The organism is Microbacterium pratiae, from assembly GCF_047302165.1.
GTDB lineage: Bacteria > Actinomycetota > Actinomycetes > Actinomycetales > Microbacteriaceae > Microbacterium.
The window spans coordinates 2,241,263-2,258,133 of record NZ_CP154843.1; the positions used below are offsets into that span (position 1 = coordinate 2,241,263).

Sequence of the window (16,871 nt, forward strand, 5' to 3'; positions counted from 1 at the left end):
CCGGGGTGTTTACGTGGGGTGGCTAACGGGACTTGAACCCGCGACCCCCGCGACCACAACGCGGTGCTCTACCAACTGAGCTATAGCCACCATGTCTCCCGGTGAAACCGGGCAACCAGACGATTGTATTACACGGATGGGGCATACGACGACACGGCGGCCTCGGCGGCTGCGCGTGCCTCGTCGCTGGTCGGTCCGGGCTCGGGCACGAACACCGCGGAGCGGTAGTACGCGAGCTCGCGTATCGACTCGCGGATGTCGGCCAGCGCTCGGTGTCCGCCGTCCTTGGCCGGCGCCTGGAAGTACGCGCGGGGGAACCATCGCCGCGAAAGCTCCTTGATGCTGGAGACGTCGACGTTCCGGTAGTGCAGCCACGAGTCGACGCGCGGCATGTACTTCGCGAGGAACATCCGATCGGTTCCGATCGTGTTGCCGGCCAGGGCCGCCTTGCCCTCGGGTACGAATCGCTGGATGTACTCGAGAACCGCGGCCTCGGCGTCGGCGAGCGCCGCACCCGAGTCGAGTTCGGTCAGCAGGCCCGAGCTCTCGTGCATCGCCGTGACGAAGTCGCCCATGTTCGCTCGCGCCGCCTCGCTCGGGCGGATCACGAGCTGGAAGCCCGGGTCGAGCGGGCGGAGCTCGTAGTCCGTGACGATGACGGCTACTTCGACGAGCTCGTCGATGCTGAGATCCAGCCCCGTCATCTCGCAATCGATCCATACGAGACGGTCGTTCTCGGCTGTTCCCACCATGTCGCCCATCCTAGTGACCGGCCACGACACGGCGGCCCCTGCGAGTTCTCGCTGCGGTCGCGGCCGGGCGGACAGCGCGGTCCCGAGCCTGTTCTCAGAAAGTTCTTGACCGCGCGACACACATATGACCATCATGACTACTACGTCGTAGTAATACGTAGTAGAAGTGCGAGGAAGCATGTTCAGAATCGGGATCATCGGCACCGGTGGTATCGCCAGCGCCCACATCGGCGGGTACCTCGCGTTCCCCGAGGAGTGCGAGATCGTCGCGCTCGGGGATGTCATGCCGGGCAAAGCCGCGCAGAAAGCCGCTGAGTTCGGGCTGACCGCGGCCATCGGCTACGACGACCCGCTGCGGATGATCGCGGAGGCCGAGCTGGACCTCGTCAGCATCGCGACGCCACCGTCGACGCACGCGGCGCTCGCGATCGCGGCCCTCGAAGCCGGTGTGAACGTCCTCGTCGAGAAGCCGATGGCGCCGTCTCTGGAAGAGTGCGACGCGATGCTCGCCGCCCAGGAGCGGTCGGGCAAGGTGCTCTCGGTGGTCGCTCAGAACCGGTTCCGCGACGACCTCGCGATCCTGAAGGCTGTCGTCGATTCGGGGCTGCTCGGCTCGATCTCCTCGGTGCGCGTGGACTCGGCCTGGTGGCGCGGGCTGTCGTACTACGACCTGTGGTGGCGGGGGACCTGGGAGAAAGAGGGTGGCGGCTCCACCCTCAACCACGCGATCCACCACATCGACCTGCTGCTGTGGCTGCTGGGCCGCCCGACGGAGATCACCGCGATGCTCGCCAACGCGCAGCACGACAACAGCGAGGTCGAGGACCTCTCCGTCGCCGTGCTGCGCTATGAGCGGGGCCTCGCGCAGCTCACCAGTTCGGTGGTGCATCACGGCGAAGAGCAGGAGATCGTCATCCAGGGTGCGAAAGCCAGGGTGTCGCAACCGTGGCGGGTGATCGCCGAGCGCGCCGACGGTGGGGGATTCCCCACGCCGGGCGGCGATCCCGACCTCGTGGCCGCGATCGAACGCGTGGTCGCAGGCCGGGCGCCGCTCGCGCACACCGGGCACGCGGGACAGATCGGAGATCTGCTCGCCGCGATCCGCGACGGACGTGCCCCCCAGGCGGACGGCTGGGATGGTCGCAACGCGATCGAGGTCGTCACCGCCGTCTATAAGGCGGGCATCGAGCGGACGTTCGTCGAGCTGCCGCTCGCGGCCGGTGACCCGTACTACCGTGCGGGCCATCTCGTGGATCGAGCTCCGCGCTTCTCCGAGAAGCAGGCGTCGCTCGTGGAGGCGGCATCGTGACCACGTCCTCGTTCCCCGGCGGCACGTCGCTGTCGCACCTCGACATCTACGACGACGTCACCGTGGACGGGGCGTGCGGCGGCAGCCCGCACATGCACCTCGTATCGACGGAGGCCTATCTCGTCGTCGGCGGTCGCGGTGCTCTCCAGACGATCGACCGTGACGGTTTTCGCGAGACGCCGCTCGAGCCCGGGTCGGTCGTCTGGTTCACGCCCGGCACGATCCACCGGGCGGTGAACACCGGCGGGCTCAGGGTCTTCGTGCTGATGAGCAATGCGGGTCTGCCGGAGGCGGGCGACGCCGTGATGACGTTCCCGGCCGAGGTCGTCGGCGACCCGGCCGCGTACGGCGAGGCGGCATCACTCGGCAGGGGCGACGGGCCGGCCGCGCGCGCAGCTCGTCGTCGTGACCTCGCCGTCACCGGCTTCGAGCGTCTGCGGGCTGCCGCGGTCGCCGGCGATATGGCACCCCTCCACGAGTTCTACGAACTGGCCGGAGCCCTCGTCCGCAGCCGCGCCGCCGGATGGGGATCGATCGTCCGGGAGGGCGCGCTCGCGGAGGCGGAGCGTTCGCTGACGCTCACCGAAGCGACCGCTCGCGGTGAGCTGACCCATCTGCGCGACGGCCGCGTCCACGTCGCTCCGGCGGCGTCCGGTGAACGCGCATTCGGCATGTGCGGCCGCATCCGCGCCTACGACGTGACAGACCAGGAGAACCCCCGATGAGCCATTCATTCACTTTCGATCCCCTCCCGCGCCCGGTCGTCGAGCCGGGGGAGTTCGCTTTCGCCGCCGTCGGCCTCGACCACGGGCACATCTTCGGGATGACCGATGGCCTGATCGGCGCCGGTGCGACCGTGACGTGGGTCTTCGACGAGGACACCGCACGCGCAGCCGCCTTCGCGAAGCAGTATCCGACAGCACGGATCGCGTCGAGTGAGCAGGAGGTACTGGACGATCCCGCGGTGCGATTGGTCGCGACGGCGGCGATCCCATCGCAGCGCGCTCCGATCGGGTTGCGTGCCATCGAGGCCGGGAAGCACGCGTTCGTCGACAAGGCGCCGCTCACGACGTTCGCGCAGCTGGATGCCGTCCGCGAGGCGACCGCTCGGACGGGCCTGCTGTATGCCGTGTACTACGGCGAGCGCGTCCACTCGGAGGCCGCGATCCTCGCCGACCAGCTCATCGAGCGGGGAGCGATCGGACGCGTCGTCCAGGTGGTGTGCTTCGGGCCTCATCGCATCGGCGGCGGGCGCCCGGACTGGTTCTACGACCCGGCCCAGTACGGCGGCATCCTCTGCGACATCGGCAGTCACAACTTCGATCAGATCTTGCACTACACCCGCGCTTCGGGCGGTCGGGTGTCGACGTCCACGATCGCGAACTACGCGCATCCCGAGAACCCCGGTCTCCAGGACTTCGGGGATGCGCACGTGATCCTCGACAACGGCGCGACCGGCTACGTGCGCGTCGATTGGTTCACTCCCGACGGCCTGGGCGTGTTCGGTGACGGGCGGACGATCCTGCTCGGTACCGATGGGTACATCGAGCTGCGCAAGTACATCGACATCGCGACCGACAACGGCGGCGGCCAGCTCTTCCTCGTCAACCAGGACAAGCAGCACCGCTTCGACGCGAACGGCATGACCGGGTTCCCGTATTTCGGGCGGTTGATCCGCGACTGCATCGACGGAACCGAGACCGCCATGAGCCAGGCTCACGCGCTGATGGCCGCGGAGCTGAGTCTGCACGCGCAGGCCGGCGCGACGGTCGTCGAGTCGCCGTCCGCCGTGGGCGCGCTCACGCCCTAGCCGCGACCCGCTCACGAGAGCCACGACGATGTGGAGTTTCGAATGACGCAATCCGTCCACCCGCCCGTGCGGCTCGGGGATGCCCCGCCCGCCGGCACCGCGACGCGCACGATCACGACAGCGCCGGTGAAACGGGGACTGTTCCGACGCGATCGCGCTCCCCGCGCGAAGCAGACCTGGCGCCGCGCGCTCGCCCGGGACTGGCGCCTCTACACATTCCTGCTCGCGCCCGTGGTCTTCCTGCTCGTCTTCAGATACGTGCCGATGCTCGGGAACGTCATCGCCTTCCGGCGCTTCCGCCCCGGCGGCTCGATCTTCGGCGACGAGTGGGTGGGCTTCTACTACTTCGAGGCCTTCATCTCGAACCAGCAGTTCTGGACGGTGTTCTGGAACACGGTGGTCCTCGGCGGCCTCACGCTGCTGATCACGTTCCCGCTCCCGATCATCCTCGCGCTCATGCTTAACGAGCTGCGGTCGCGACGGTTCAAGCGCATCGTGCAGACCATCTCCTACCTGCCGCACTTCATGTCCGTCGTCATCGTCGCGGGTCTCGTGCTGCAGCTCACGGCGCTCAACGGAACGGTCAATCAGGTCGTCGACGCCATGGGCGGCGATCCGGTGCCGTTCATGCAACGGCCGGAATGGTTCCGCACGATCTACGTCTCGTCTGAGGTGTGGCAGACCGTCGGGTGGGGCACGATCCTGTACCTGGCGGCGCTGACCACGATCGACGATCAGCTGTACGAGGCGTCGCGCATCGACGGGGCGAACCGGTGGCAGCAGACGTGGCACATCACACTGCCGGGAATCCGCCCGACGATGATGGTGCTCCTCATCCTCAACATCGGCTCGTTCATGGCCGTGGGATTCGAGAAGGTCCTCCTGCTGCAGAATCCGCTCATCTACTCGACGGCGGATGTCATCTCGACCTACCTCTACCGCGTCGGCATCCAGTCGGCCCAGTTCTCGTACGGAACCGCGATCGGCTTGTTCGAGGCGGTCATCGGCCTCGTGCTGGTCCTCGGCGCGAACGCCCTCTCTCGTCGATTGGTTGGTACATCGCTGTGGTGACCGAAGCCCTGCCCCCGAAGCCCGACGCGGCGCGCGTGCGTCGCGAGACCGGCATCATCCGCGAGTCGGGCGGGTACCGTGCGTTCCGCGTCGTGAACGCCGTCGCACTCGTGCTCGTCTGCGTCGTGACGCTCTATCCGTTCGTCAATCTCGTCGCGAAGGCGTTCTCGTCGGAGGGCTACATCGCCGCGGGCGAGGTCAACATCGTTCCGCGGGGATTCAATATCGACACCTTCCGCGTCGTGATGAACGACGGAACGTTCTGGACGAACTACGGCAATACTTTCCTCTACACGATCGTCGGGACCCTCATCGCGATGGCGATCACCACGACGTATGCCTACGCCCTCAGCAAGCCCTACCTGAAGGGGCGCACGTTCTTCGTCGGCATCGCCGTCTTCACGATGTTCTTCGGCGGCGGGCTCATTCCCAACTACATCCTCATCGCGAACTACCTCGGCTGGCGGAACAGCATCTGGGCGGTCGTCGTCCCCGGGGCGCTGAGCGTGTTCAACCTGCTCGTCATGAAGTCCTTCTTCGAGAACTTCCCCGAGGAGCTCGAGGAGGCTGCCGCGATCGACGGCCTCACGACCTACGGCATCTTCTTCCGCGTCGTGCTGCCGTTATCGAAGGCGGTGCTCGCGACGATGACGTTGTTCTACGCGGTCAGCATCTGGAACTCGTGGTTCAACGCGTTCCTCTTCCTCGACGACAAGTCGCTGTTCCCCGTGACCGTCTATCTGCGCAACCTCATCGCCGCCGCAACGGGAGTGCAGGAAGCGATCGGCGGAGAGTCGGCGCAGGTCGCCGCGAACATCCAGGCCGTCACCATGCTCCTCACGGTCCTGCCCATCATCTGCTTGTACCCCTTCATCCAGCGCTACTTCGTCTCGGGCGTGATGCTCGGGTCGGTCAAGGGCTGACGTCCCCTACGTCGAACGACGGCGTTCACACAGAGGAGAAACACCATGACAAACACTCGACACACCCTTGTCGGCGTGGCGGGTCTGGCGGCCGCGGCGGTCGTGCTCGCGGCCTGCTCCGGTCCCACGACCGAGGATGCCGTCGGCGACGGCGGCGCAACGATCGGCGAAGCCCAGTCCGTCGGCGCGATGGACGACTTCGAAGCCGGCGTCACCTTCGTGGCGACCGAGCCCGTCGACTTCTCGCTCATGTATCGAGACCACCCCAACTACCCGGTCAAGGACGACTGGTCGCTGTTCCAGCATCTGAAGGACGACCACAACGTCTCGTTCTCCCGCACCGACATCCCGATGGCGGACTTCGACCAGAAGAAGTCGCTCCTCATCGGCAGCGGCGAGGCGACCGACATCATCTCGTCGACCTACGCGGGGTCCGAGACGCAGTTCGTGTCGGGCGGCGCGATCCTGCCGGTGTCGGACTACTTCGAATACATGCCGAACCTCCGACAGAAGATCGCCGACTGGGATCTCGACGCCGACCTGCAGAACCGTCGTCAGGAGGACGGGAAGATCTACCACCTGCCGGGTGTGCGCGAGGTGCCGGACGTCCAGTACTCGGTGGCCATCCGCGAGGATCTGTGGCAGGAGGCGGGCATCACCGAAGACCCGGCGACCTGGGACGAGTATCTCGACCAGCTCCAGCGGGTGAAAGCGGCCAACCCGGAGCTCGACTACGCGATGTCGGACCGCTGGACGGACGCCACGCCGCTCGGCTCGCTGCTCAGCATCATGGCGCCGAACTACCCGACTGCCGCCGGCTGGGGATACGCCAACACCTGGTACGACCAGGACGCCGGCGAGTACGTGTTCACGGGCGCGTCGGACGGCTACAAAGAGGTCGTGTCCGACGCGGCCGCGCTGGTGGAAGCGGGCGTCCTCGACCCGGAGATCACGCAGAGCGACGACCAAGCGGTACAGAAGTTCATCTCGGGCAAGTCCGCGGCGATCTCCGGCAACACGCAGACGATCGCCGAGTACCGCCAGAAGTTCGCCGATTCGGGGCAGGGCGATGTCCCGGTGCGGCTGCTCTCGCTCCCCGGGGGACCCGCGGGCGACAAGCTCCCCAGCGGTCGGTTCACCTCGGGCATCCTCATCTCGAGCGCTGCTGCCGACAAGCCGTACTTCAAGGCCCTGCTGCAGTTCGTCGATTGGCTGTACTACTCCGACGAGGGACTCGAGTTCGCGCAGTGGGGCGTCGAGGGGGAGACGTTCACGCGCGACGCGGACGGCACGCGCACGCTCATGGACGACATCGCCTGGAGCTCGATCAACGCCGGCGCGCCGAAGCTGCTGAACGCCGACTACGGCTACAGCAACGGTGTGTTCGTGCTCGCGAACGGCTCGTCCCAGGAGCTGGTGCTGTCGATGATGACGGACGAGATCGCCGCGTGGACCGCGGAGCAGCTCGAGAAGAAGGAGCAGCTCCCGACGGCACCCGCCCCGCTTCTCAACGAGATCGAGCTCGAGCACACCTCTCTGCTGCAGACGCAGTTGACCGACGCCGTGCACGCTGCGACCGCGTCGTTCATCACCGGCCAGCGCTCGATCGATGACGACTGGGACGCGTATGTGGCTCAGCTCGAGGGCCTGGGATCGTCTCAGCTCATCGAGACGTTCAACACGGCTCTCGAGCGCACGCAGAATCAGGGCTGACGAGACGCGGCCGGCCGCCCTCCGGCAGTCGGCCGCGTCTCGCCACCGAGCGAAGGAGCTGAGGGAATGGCTGTCGAGACCAGCACGAGTCGCCGCGTCGACGCGGCCGATGAGGTCGGCAACGGGCCGCTGTCACGCGGCGCAGCGTTCATCTACCGCCAGATCGTCCTGGAGATCCAACTGATGGCCGCGGTTTCGCCATCCGTCGCCGCGGTGCTGCTGCTCGACCGCGACACCTCGAACATGCCCCTGTTCGTCCTGGCGCTGTTGCCGCTTGCACCGGCCCTCGTGGCCGGCGCGGCTGCGGCCATGGTTCCGCGAACCGACCTGTCGCCGGGCCGCCACTTCTTCCGTGCATATCGCCGTGACTTCCTGGCGACGCTCCGGTGGGCGACGCCGTTGGCCCTCGTCGGGGCGCTCCTCGTCTTCAACCTCATCCACCTCGACGACGTCGACGGCGGGTGGGTCCTTCGGCCCGTCTATGGCGTGCTGGGTGCGCTCACGCTCGTCTGGGGCGGGCACATGATCGTCCTCACCGCGGCGTTCGACTTCCGGGCGCGGGACGCTGCGCGAGTCGCCGTGGTGCAGCTCGCGTCCCAGTGGCGATTCTCGCTGGGTGTCCTCTCGCTGCTCATCGTGGCGGCGTTCCTGGTCGTCGCTCTGACCGAGGTCGTCCTGCTGCTCTCCCTCTGGGCCTTCGCGGGGCTGCTCGCGCTCATGGCGCGGCCCATGGTCACCGCCACCGCAGCGAGGTTCACGCGCCGGCCCTGAGCCGCATGCGAAGTGCCCCCGACAGGATTCGAACCTGTGACCAACGGATTAGAAGGCCGCTGCTCTATCCACTGAGCTACGGAGGCGGATGCTCCTACGCTATCGCGCGGCGGACGTTCTGTCGGGCCGGGTACCCCGGCCTCTGGCACCGCGGCACCCGGGGGCGTAGCCTTCGGAGGTCGGAAGGGGTTCGATGATGAACGCGCAGACACGATCGACAGCACTGTGGGTGGCGTACGGGGCCGGAGGAGTCGCAGGAATGATCCGCCGCCGTGACGACGAGTACGTCGTCACCATGGCGGGGGCGGATGCGGAGCTCGGCGTCTATCCGACCATGGAGATCGCCAAGAACGCCCTGCACGCGCACATGGCGCCGGGAGCGGACTGGCCTACGTTCCGGGAGCACTGACGGCGGGTCCGGCACTCGCCCGCATCGCGTCGGGCGCGCCGGGATCGGTGGTGGGGCCGGGGCGGACGCGGACACGCCGGTCGAAGATCGGCAGGGTCACGTGCACGATCGGACCGATCAGAACGGCGAACAGAACCGTGCCGAGGCCCACCGTGCCGCCCAGCAGCCAGCCGGTGACGAGCACGGTCGCCTCGACGGTCAGACGGCCGACCCAGATCGGCCACCCCCATCGTTGATGGATGCCGGTCATGAGACCGTCGCGCGGGCCAGGCCCCAGCCGGGCTCCGATGTAGATCCCGGAGGCGACCCCGACGAGGACGGTTCCCACGAGGAACATGACGACCCGCGCCGCCCAGGGGTCGGGGGTGCTGAGCAGGGGGAGGGTGAACTGCATCGCGCCTCCCACCACGAGGATGTTCGCGATCGTGCCAACTCCCGGTCGTTGCCGCAGTGGGATCCAGAGAAGCAGCACCAGGAAGCCGGTGATGCTCACGACCCATCCGATGCCGATGCCCGTTCTCGTGCTCACGCCCTCGGCGAACACCGTCCATGGGTCCAGGCCGATGCCGGCATCGACCATGACGGCGCACCCGGCGCCGAACAGGATGAGGCCGACGATGAGCTGCGAGAGGCGGAGGAACACCTGACCATTGCATCCCAGGATTGGCCGTAGCGGAAGAGGCCAATTACCGTACTGTGGCCGTATGCACTCCCGCATCTCCGCCCGAACGCTGGAAGCCGCACTCGGTGGTTGGCGCACCCGTGAACCGGCGTACGAAGCTCTCGCGGACGGGATCCGCCTGCTGTGCCTGGACAACCGCATCGCGGCGCGCACGCTGCTGCCGGCGGAGCGCGGGCTCGCGCACACGTTGGGGCTGAGTCGTACGACGGTGGCGAGCGCCTACGCGAGCCTGCGCGCGAGCGGACACATCGAGAGCCTGCGCGGTTCGGGCAGCGTGACGACCGCCCAGCCGATGCGTGGTGGCGGGACGGTCTCCGTGGAGCCCGGATCGATCGATCTGCAACAGGCGAGCCCGAGCGCGTGGCCGGGTCTCGCCGGCGTCATGGCCGAGACGGCGTCGGATGCCGCGAGGCTCGTGTCGCGGACGGGGTACGACACGCTCGGCTCGGCTGCGCTGCGCGAGGTGATCGCAGAGAGGTACACCGTGCGCGGCATCCCGACGTCGCGCGATCATATCCTCGTCACGGCCGGCGCGCAGAGCGCGATCCATCTCATCGCGGAGGTGCTCGTGGCCCGCGGCGACCGTGTGCTCGTCGAGACGCCGACCTATCCTCACGCCGCCGAGGCCCTGCGCGCCGCCGGAGCGAGACTGGTGGCTGTTCCGGTCACGACCGAGCACGGCTGGGATCTCGACCGCCTGGACGAGGCGGCACGGCGGACCCGCCCCACACTGGCTTACCTGATGCCGACGCTCCAGAACCCGACCGGGCGTTCGATGACGCTTCTCGAGCAGGCGGCGCTGGAGGATGTCGCGGGGCGCGGATGCACGCTCGTGGTGGACGAGACGACGGCCGAGCTCTCGTTCGGCGCGCCCGCCGCCCCGGTGCTGAGAGGAGACGACGTGGTTCGGATCGGCTCGCTCGGGAAGACCGTATGGGGCGGGCTGCGCGTGGGGTGGGTCCGCGCCCAGCCGGAGGTCATCCGGCGACTCCACGCGGCGCGGCCGGCACGCGACCTCGGCACGCCGGAGTTCGAGCAGGAGGTCGCGGCGAGGTTGATCCCGCGGATGCCGGAGATCCTGCCGCAACGTGCGGAACTCCTGTCGCGTGGTTACCGCGCGGCGCGAACCAGCCTGCGCGAGAGGCTGCCCGATTGGGACGTCCCCGAGGTCGACGGCGGGGTCGCGCTCTGGATCGGCCTCCCGGCGCCTCTCAGCGGACCTCTCGTGCTGGGCGCACGCGCGGCGGGTGTCTATCTCAGTGCCGGCCAGCGCTTCGCCGTCGACGGCGGGCATGAGAACCGTCTGCGCTTGCCTTTCACCGCGTCGCCCGCTGACCTGCAGAGCGCCGTCGAGGTCCTCGGGACGGTGTGGGAGCGTGTGACGAGCGGGTCCCGGACGGCGGGACCTGCCCCATTCGACGCTCTCGTGTGACGTCGACAGGTCAGAACGCGACCCGTCGGCGGTCAGCGGGACAAGCGAAGTGTGTCGGCGGCCTCGCTCATGCGCCAGAACTCCCCGATGGCGATGAAGGAACGGGACGGTAGGTGGTAGCGCAGGGCGCGGAATCGCTCTCCGCGCGGAGTCGCCACGCGCTCGATGAGGCCGCGGACGTGACCATCGCGCTCGATGACGCGCCAACGGTCGGTCCCGAGCGGGACGAGTCTCTCAGCCGGCCGTGACGGCACTGTCGCTGTCGGGGGTCGGGTGGGCTGCGCCTGGATCGATGCCATGGTCTCCTCCTCACCACCGAGGCTAGGGAGGGCCTCCGACATCCGCGGGAACACGTGGGTGGCAGCGATGGTTGGCTATGGTGAGACCTCGCGCAAGCGAGAGAACGGAGCCTTCCATGACCACCACCTTCATCCTCGCCGGCGGCTGCTTCTGGTGCCTCGATGCTGCATATCGCGCGCTCGACGGTGTGTCAGAGGTCGTGTCGGGCTACATCGGCGGGCACGTTCCGAACCCGAGCTACGAAGCGGTCTGCACGGGAACGACCGGGCATGCCGAGGCGGTGTCGGTCACCTTCGACCCCGAGGTCATTCCCGCCGACGTCATCCTCGACGCCTTCTTCACGATGCACGACCCGCGTCAGCTCAACCGGCAGGGCGCCGACGTCGGCACCCAATACCGCTCGGCCATGTTCCCGCTCGACGACGCCCAGGTCGAGCTCTTCACCGCCGCGCGCGATCGCGCTGATGAGATGTGGGGCGGTGGCGTCGTGACGACGATGGAACGCGCCGACACGTTCTACCCGGCGGAGGACTACCACCAGGACTTCTTCGCGAAGAACCCCGGACAGGGCTACTGCCTCGCGGTCGCCGTCCCCAAGGTGAACAAGGTGCGCGCGCGGTTCGCGGAGTACGCGCGGAGCTGACTCCTCCCCACCCCGTGCCCTGGGCGGTTCTGCACTGATGTGCGGGGCCGCCCTCGTGCTTGTGGTCCTGAGCCGGAGGCTGGAGGAGCTCCGGCATCCGACGGGCACTCGGGTGCCGGAGCGCATCCCTTCCCGTGCCCCGCGTGCTGAGGAGCAGACATGTCAGATCGCATCACCGTCGTCGGCAACATCGCCACCGAGCCCGAGCAGCGTCGCACCGGCAGCGGCATCCCGGTCACGAGCTTCCGCCTCGCGAGCAGCCAGCGTTATCGCGACGCGCAGTCGGGCGAGTGGGTCGATGGAACGACCAACTGGTACCGGATCAGCGTGTTCCGCGCGCTCGGGGAGAACGCCTTCGCTTCCCTCCGCAAGGGTCAGCGGATCATCGTCGACGGACGCCTTCGGCTGAAGGAATGGGAGGCCGGTGAGAAACGGGGGATCGAGGTCGAGATCGACGCCGACGCGATCGGGCCCGACCTGAAATGGGGTACCGCGTCGTTCCAGCGGAGCCCGCGCTCGGATGCGTCCGGTCAGAATTCCCCTGCGCCCCTCAGCCAGCCTGCGCCCGACGGGCCGTCGGTGGCCGATGGCGAATGGTCCGTCGCCGAGCCGTCCCTCTCGGGCCTCAGCGACCCGACTCCGTTCTGAGAGTCGGGACGACGGGCCGCGCCGTCTAGGATTCAGGCATGCGCGTGCTTCGTTCTCGGTCGACCCGCGCCCTGGTGGGAACGTTCGGCGCTCTGGTCGTGGCCGCTTCCATCGCGGGCTGCTCGATGCTCTTCCCCGATGAGCCTCCGGCGACGACGACCATCGAGACCCCCGCGCCGACGATCTCCGAGGGGCCTGCGCCGCTGTCACCCGAGAGCACGGCGACCGACAACCTCCCGCTCTTCACCGAGGTGATGAATCAGGTCGCCGCATCCCCGGACAGCGTCGCGGGTCGTGCGTATGTCGACGCTCTCGTGGCGGCCGGCTTCGACAAGTCGACGATGCAGGTCACGGCGGATCGCACGTCCGTCGACGATCCCGTCGACAGCCTCCAGTTCTCCGTGCTGTGGGCGGGGGAGTGCCTCGTGGGGCAGGTCGGCCCGTCGACTCCGGCACCGACCGCCACCGTGCTCCCGGAGCTGCCGAGCGGCGGCTGCTTGATCGGGCAGACCCGCCCCATCGACTGGTGACTCGCGGGTCCTGAGGGCCCTAAGGCGGCGGCCGCCCCGACTAGACTCGAGTCGTTATGGCCGAATACATCTACTCCATGGTCCGCGCCCGCAAGGCCGTCGGCGAGAAGCTCATCCTCGACGACGTCACGATGGCATTCCTCCCCGGTGCCAAGATCGGAATGGTCGGCCCCAACGGTGCCGGTAAGTCGACGATCCTGAAGATCATGGCGGGGCTCGACCAGCCGTCCAACGGCGAGGCGAAGCTGTCGCCGGGGTTCACGGTCGGCATCCTCATGCAGGAGCCGGAGCTCGACGACACCAAGACCGTGCTCGAGAACATCGAGGCGGGCGTCGCGATCAAGGCCAAGCTCGACCGCTTCAACGAGATCTCGGCCCTCATGGCCGACCCCGACGCCGACTTCGACGCGCTGCTCGCCGAGATGGGCACGCTGCAGGAGGAGATCGACGCGGCCGATGGCTGGGACCTCGACTCTCAGCTGCACCAGGCGATGGAAGCACTTCGCACGCCGCCCGCCGACGCTCCGGTCGCACCGCTGTCGGGTGGTGAGCGGCGTCGTGTGGCGCTCGCGCGTCTGCTGCTGCAGAAGCCCGACCTGCTGCTTCTCGACGAGCCCACCAACCACCTCGATGCCGAGAGCGTGCTCTGGCTCGAGCAGCACCTGCAGGCGTACAAGGGTGCGGTCATCGCGATCACCCACGACCGGTACTTCCTCGACAACGTGGCGGAATGGATCGCCGAGGTCGACCGCGGCCGCCTCATCGGCTACGAGGGCAACTACTCGACGTACCTGCAGAAGAAGGCCGAGCGCCTCGACATCCAGGGCAAGAAGGACGCGAAGCTCGCCAAGCGGCTGAAGGACGAGCTCGAGTGGGTGCGGAGTTCCGCCAAGGGGCGCCAGACCAAGTCGAAGGCTCGTCTGGCTCGCTACGAGGAGATGGCCGCCGAGGCCGAGCGCACGCGCAAGCTCGACTTCGAGGAGATCCAGATCCCCGCGGGCCCGCGCCTCGGCAGCGTCGTGATCGACGCCAAGAAGCTGCACAAGGCGTTCGGCGACCGAGTGCTCATCGACGGCCTCAGCTTCAACCTCCCGCCCAACGGCATCGTGGGCGTCATCGGGCCGAACGGTGTGGGAAAGACCACGCTCTTCAAGACGATCGTTGGTTTGGAGCCACTCGACGGCGGCGACCTGAAGATCGGCGAGACCGTCAAGATCAGCTATGTCGACCAGTCGCGCGGCAACATCGATCCCGAGAAGACGCTCTGGGAGGTCGTCTCGGACGGGTTGGACATCATCACGGTCGGCAAGACCGAGATCCCCTCGCGGGCGTACGTGTCGAAGTTCGGGTTCAAGGGACCCGACCAGCAGAAGAAGGCGGGTGTGCTCTCCGGTGGTGAGCGCAACCGTCTCAACCTCGCGCTGACGCTCAAGGAGGGCGGCAACCTGCTGCTGCTCGACGAGCCCACCAACGACCTCGACGTCGAAACCCTCAGCTCGCTCGAGAACGCGCTGCTCGAGTTCCCCGGCTGCGCCGTCGTCATCACCCACGACCGGTGGTTCCTCGACCGCATCGCGACGCACATCCTCGCGTACGAGGGCACCGAGGAGAACCCGTCCCAGTGGTACTGGTTCGAGGGCAACTTCGAGGCGTACGAAGCCAACAAGATCGAGCGGCTGGGTGCGGATGCAGCCAACCCCGCGAAGTCGACGTACCGCAAGCTCACGCGTGACTGATCACTCGTCGCACGCGGTGGCCTCGGTGGTGGAGACCGCCGGGGCCACCCGCGTCCGTATCCCCATCCATCTCCGGTGGGGAGACCTCGACGCGCTCGGACACGTCAACAACACGTCGATGCTCAAGCTGCTCGAAGAGGCGCGCCTGCGTGCGTTCTGGAAGCCGGAGGCGGGGCTCTCCGGCCCATCCACCGCGATCCTCGACGCGCTGAGCCTCTCGGCCGAGACGATGACCCTGATCGCACGGCAGGAGATCGAGTACCTCGCGCCGGTTCCGTACGGTCAGCGCCCGCTCGACGTCCAGCTCTGGATCGGTCGCATCGGGGGGTCGAGCATCGATGTCTGCTACGAGGTGTACAGCCCTCGTGATGACGAGGCGCAGACCTGCTACGCCCGTTCCACGGCCGTCGTGGTGATGGTGTCCACCGAGACCGGCCGGCCCGTCCGCCTGAGCGACGAGATGCGATCGGCATGGGCACCCGTCGTGGGGGAGCCCATCACCTACTCTCACCGGCGCTGATCGTCCTCGGGATTCGTGGTGTCCGGGACCCGCACCATGATCTCCTGCGCGACGCTCGCGACGAGCGTGCCGGCGCGATCGTAGATCCGTCCCGTCGACAGGCCACGTCCGCCGCGCGCGCTGGGCGACTCCTGGACGTAGAGGAGCCAGTCGTCGACACGCGCCGGCCGGTGCCACCACATCGCGTGGTCGAGGCTCGCGACTTTCAGCCCGGGCGTGGCCCATGCCAGCCCGTGCGCCCGCAGCACCGGCTCCTGAATGGTGAGGTCACTGAGGAATGCCAGCGCAGCTCGGTGCACCGCGGGGTCGTCGGGCAGCGCTGAGCGGGTGCGTGCCCAGACCGCCTGGCGCGGTGTCTTCGCAGGATCGGGTTCGAGGTAGATCGGCGCGGTGACGTGGCGCAGCTCGATGGGGCTCGCGGAGAAGATGCGCCGGCTCAGCGGGTGCATCCCGCTCAGTTGCTCCTCGAGCGCGGGGAGGTCCTCGGGCTGTGGCATCCCGGCGGGCATCGGCTCGGCGTGCTCGACTCCGGGGTCCTCGTCCTCGAACGAGGCGATCATCGAGAAGATCGGCATCCCGTTCTGGAACGCCTGCGTGCGGCGCGTCGAGAACGATCGCCCGTCATGGATGCGGTCGACTGAGAACGTGATGTTCCGCGACGAGTCGCCCGGGCGCAGGAAGTAGCCGTGCATCGAGTGCGGCACGCGCGCCTCGGGCACGGTCCGCATCGCCGCCATCGTCGCCTGGGCGAGCACCTGCCCGCCGAAGACGCGACCCTGGGGCATCACCTGCGACCTGCCGGTGAAGATGTCCTCGGTCGTCCGCGCCTCGCTCGACGACAGGTCGAGCACGCTGAGCATCGCGGCGACGGGATCCGTCTCTTCCGCGGGAAGGTCGGGTGCGGGCTCTGAGCTGTGTGCGGGCATCGCTGGGTAGTCTAGGACGGATGTCCGAGCGTCTCCTCTTCCCGCATCCCGAGGTCGCGCGCGACGTCCTGACGTTCGCCGGCCGCGCTGGCCGTCACGGTGACGGAGTCGTCCGGCTGCAGGCGAGAGCGGGGGTGCTGGCTCTCTCGTGCGCGCCGCTCGCGCCGCGATCGCTGACCGACCCCACCCCTTTCGTCCTTGCGCTCCGCACGGCGCGGGTCGATCCCGAGCTCGAGTGCGACCTCACGGTCGATGCGGCTGCGCTCGCCCCCGACGCTGACGACGACCGCGCCGTCCGGCTTCCGGACAGCGGGGTCACGGCCGCATGGTCCGGCGTCTCTCCGCCGCGCTCCGGCTGGCGCGAGGACGGCACCCTCGACTCCGCGCGCGTGTCGCTCCGCGCACAGTGGGGCATCGCCGCTGTCGCGCGTCAACTGCCGACGGGCGCGGGCGACGACGTCGTGCACCTCGTCCGCTCGTCGGTGTGGGGGATTCCCGACGACGACCTCGCGGGCCTGCCTCTCGGGGTGGCCTTCGCCGCAGTCGGCCTGGGGTTCATCGCGGGAGCCGAGCAGCCCGCTGTACGCCGAACCGATGCCTGGACGCGCGTGTCATTCGCTCGAGGTCACGTGCTCACTCGCGGGCCGGTCGCGATGGGCCTGACGCCCGTCCGATCGACGGGGCCCGCGCGCTGAG

19 protein-coding genes and 2 tRNA genes are annotated in these 16,871 nt (G+C 68.1%); 15 read left to right on the forward strand and 6 right to left on the reverse strand.

Going from position 1 to position 16,871, the window contains the following annotated elements; all coding sequences use genetic code 11:
- Window positions 1-14 precede the first annotated feature (14 nt).
- A tRNA-His gene (locus AA0Y20_RS10630) sits at window positions 15-90 on the reverse strand.
- A 38-nt stretch (window positions 91-128) separates the two neighbouring features.
- Entirely contained in the window at window positions 129-752 is a 624-nt protein-coding gene (gene orn / locus AA0Y20_RS10635; protein ID WP_412939186.1) for an oligoribonuclease, read from the reverse strand.
- A 178-nt stretch (window positions 753-930) separates the two neighbouring features.
- On the opposite strand from orn, the gene AA0Y20_RS10640 reads away from it, so the two are divergent.
- From AA0Y20_RS10640 to AA0Y20_RS10670, 7 genes are all read left to right on the forward strand, one after another.
- The gene (locus AA0Y20_RS10640; protein WP_412939187.1) at window positions 931-2,061 is read left to right on the forward strand and encodes a Gfo/Idh/MocA family protein; all 1,131 of its coding nucleotides are present in this window, start codon (window positions 931-933) and stop codon (window positions 2,059-2,061) included.
- Window positions 2,058-2,786 (forward strand): cupin domain-containing protein, encoded by a 729-nt coding sequence (locus tag AA0Y20_RS10645; RefSeq protein ID WP_412939188.1) that lies wholly within the window; start codon window positions 2,058-2,060, stop codon window positions 2,784-2,786. Before AA0Y20_RS10640 ends, AA0Y20_RS10645 begins: the two co-directional genes overlap by 4 nt.
- Window positions 2,783-3,871: a Gfo/Idh/MocA family protein gene (locus AA0Y20_RS10650; RefSeq protein ID WP_412939189.1), complete on the forward strand. Its 1,089-nt coding sequence runs from the start codon at window positions 2,783-2,785 to the stop codon at window positions 3,869-3,871. The genes AA0Y20_RS10645 and AA0Y20_RS10650 overlap by 4 nt, the downstream gene beginning before the upstream one ends.
- A gap of 42 nt (window positions 3,872-3,913) precedes the next feature.
- On the forward strand, window positions 3,914-4,942 hold the full coding sequence (locus AA0Y20_RS10655; RefSeq protein WP_412939190.1) for an ABC transporter permease: 1,029 nt from the start codon (window positions 3,914-3,916) through the stop codon (window positions 4,940-4,942).
- Window positions 4,939-5,865, forward strand: coding sequence for a carbohydrate ABC transporter permease (locus tag AA0Y20_RS10660; RefSeq protein ID WP_412939191.1), 927 nt, complete (start codon window positions 4,939-4,941; stop codon window positions 5,863-5,865). The genes AA0Y20_RS10655 and AA0Y20_RS10660 overlap by 4 nt, the downstream gene beginning before the upstream one ends.
- A gap of 45 nt (window positions 5,866-5,910) precedes the next feature.
- Window positions 5,911-7,578, forward strand: a complete 1,668-nt coding sequence (locus AA0Y20_RS10665) for an extracellular solute-binding protein (protein ID WP_412939192.1) — start codon at window positions 5,911-5,913, stop codon at window positions 7,576-7,578.
- 66 nt (window positions 7,579-7,644) lie between these two features.
- On the forward strand, window positions 7,645-8,349 hold the full coding sequence (locus tag AA0Y20_RS10670; protein WP_412939193.1) for a hypothetical protein: 705 nt from the start codon (window positions 7,645-7,647) through the stop codon (window positions 8,347-8,349).
- Window positions 8,350-8,362: 13 nt separating this feature from the next.
- Here the strand turns inward: AA0Y20_RS10670 and AA0Y20_RS10675 are convergent.
- Window positions 8,363-8,435: transfer RNA gene (locus AA0Y20_RS10675), tRNA-Arg, on the reverse strand.
- A gap of 173 nt (window positions 8,436-8,608) precedes the next feature.
- Between AA0Y20_RS10675 and AA0Y20_RS10680 the strand changes: the two genes are divergently transcribed.
- Window positions 8,609-8,758 (forward strand): hypothetical protein, encoded by a 150-nt coding sequence (locus AA0Y20_RS10680; protein ID WP_412939194.1) that lies wholly within the window; start codon window positions 8,609-8,611, stop codon window positions 8,756-8,758.
- On the opposite strand, the gene AA0Y20_RS10685 is transcribed toward AA0Y20_RS10680, so the two are convergent.
- Window positions 8,739-9,401 carry a YczE/YyaS/YitT family protein gene (locus AA0Y20_RS10685; RefSeq protein WP_412939195.1) on the reverse strand — a complete coding sequence of 221 codons (663 nt, stop codon included), beginning with the start codon at window positions 9,399-9,401 and terminating at the stop codon, window positions 8,739-8,741. The genes AA0Y20_RS10680 and AA0Y20_RS10685 overlap by 20 nt on opposite strands.
- A gap of 61 nt (window positions 9,402-9,462) precedes the next feature.
- On the opposite strand from AA0Y20_RS10685, the gene AA0Y20_RS10690 reads away from it, so the two are divergent.
- Window positions 9,463-10,872, forward strand: a complete 1,410-nt coding sequence (locus AA0Y20_RS10690) for a PLP-dependent aminotransferase family protein (RefSeq protein WP_412939196.1) — start codon at window positions 9,463-9,465, stop codon at window positions 10,870-10,872.
- 32 nt (window positions 10,873-10,904) lie between these two features.
- Here AA0Y20_RS10690 and AA0Y20_RS10695 read toward each other — a convergent pair whose 3' ends face one another.
- The gene (locus AA0Y20_RS10695; RefSeq protein WP_412939197.1) at window positions 10,905-11,171 is read right to left on the reverse strand and encodes a hypothetical protein; all 267 of its coding nucleotides are present in this window, start codon (window positions 11,169-11,171) and stop codon (window positions 10,905-10,907) included.
- A gap of 116 nt (window positions 11,172-11,287) precedes the next feature.
- Between AA0Y20_RS10695 and msrA the strand changes: the two genes are divergently transcribed.
- The 5 genes from msrA to AA0Y20_RS10720 all read left to right on the forward strand — a co-directional run bounded on the left by msrA (window position 11,288) and on the right by AA0Y20_RS10720 (window position 15,249).
- Window positions 11,288-11,815 (forward strand): peptide-methionine (S)-S-oxide reductase MsrA, encoded by a 528-nt coding sequence (msrA, locus tag AA0Y20_RS10700; protein ID WP_412939198.1) that lies wholly within the window; start codon window positions 11,288-11,290, stop codon window positions 11,813-11,815.
- 159 nt (window positions 11,816-11,974) lie between these two features.
- Window positions 11,975-12,463 carry a single-stranded DNA-binding protein gene (ssb, locus tag AA0Y20_RS10705; protein WP_412939199.1) on the forward strand — a complete coding sequence of 163 codons (489 nt, stop codon included), beginning with the start codon at window positions 11,975-11,977 and terminating at the stop codon, window positions 12,461-12,463.
- Between the two features lie 38 nt (window positions 12,464-12,501).
- Window positions 12,502-12,993: a DUF6993 domain-containing protein gene (locus AA0Y20_RS10710; protein WP_412939200.1), complete on the forward strand. Its 492-nt coding sequence runs from the start codon at window positions 12,502-12,504 to the stop codon at window positions 12,991-12,993.
- Window positions 12,994-13,049: 56 nt separating this feature from the next.
- On the forward strand, window positions 13,050-14,729 hold the full coding sequence (gene ettA, locus AA0Y20_RS10715; RefSeq protein ID WP_412939201.1) for an energy-dependent translational throttle protein EttA: 1,680 nt from the start codon (window positions 13,050-13,052) through the stop codon (window positions 14,727-14,729).
- Window positions 14,722-15,249 carry an acyl-CoA thioesterase gene (locus AA0Y20_RS10720; RefSeq protein WP_412939202.1) on the forward strand — a complete coding sequence of 176 codons (528 nt, stop codon included), beginning with the start codon at window positions 14,722-14,724 and terminating at the stop codon, window positions 15,247-15,249. Before ettA ends, AA0Y20_RS10720 begins: the two co-directional genes overlap by 8 nt.
- Here the strand turns inward: AA0Y20_RS10720 and AA0Y20_RS10725 are convergent.
- Window positions 15,237-16,175, reverse strand: a complete 939-nt coding sequence (locus AA0Y20_RS10725; RefSeq protein WP_412939203.1) for an acyl-CoA thioesterase — start codon at window positions 16,173-16,175, stop codon at window positions 15,237-15,239. The genes AA0Y20_RS10720 and AA0Y20_RS10725 overlap by 13 nt on opposite strands.
- A 20-nt stretch (window positions 16,176-16,195) precedes the next feature.
- Here AA0Y20_RS10725 and AA0Y20_RS10730 point away from each other — a divergent pair, with 20 nt between their 5' ends.
- On the forward strand, window positions 16,196-16,870 hold the full coding sequence (locus AA0Y20_RS10730) for a hypothetical protein (protein ID WP_412939204.1): 675 nt from the start codon (window positions 16,196-16,198) through the stop codon (window positions 16,868-16,870).
- Window position 16,871: the final 1 nt, after the last annotated feature.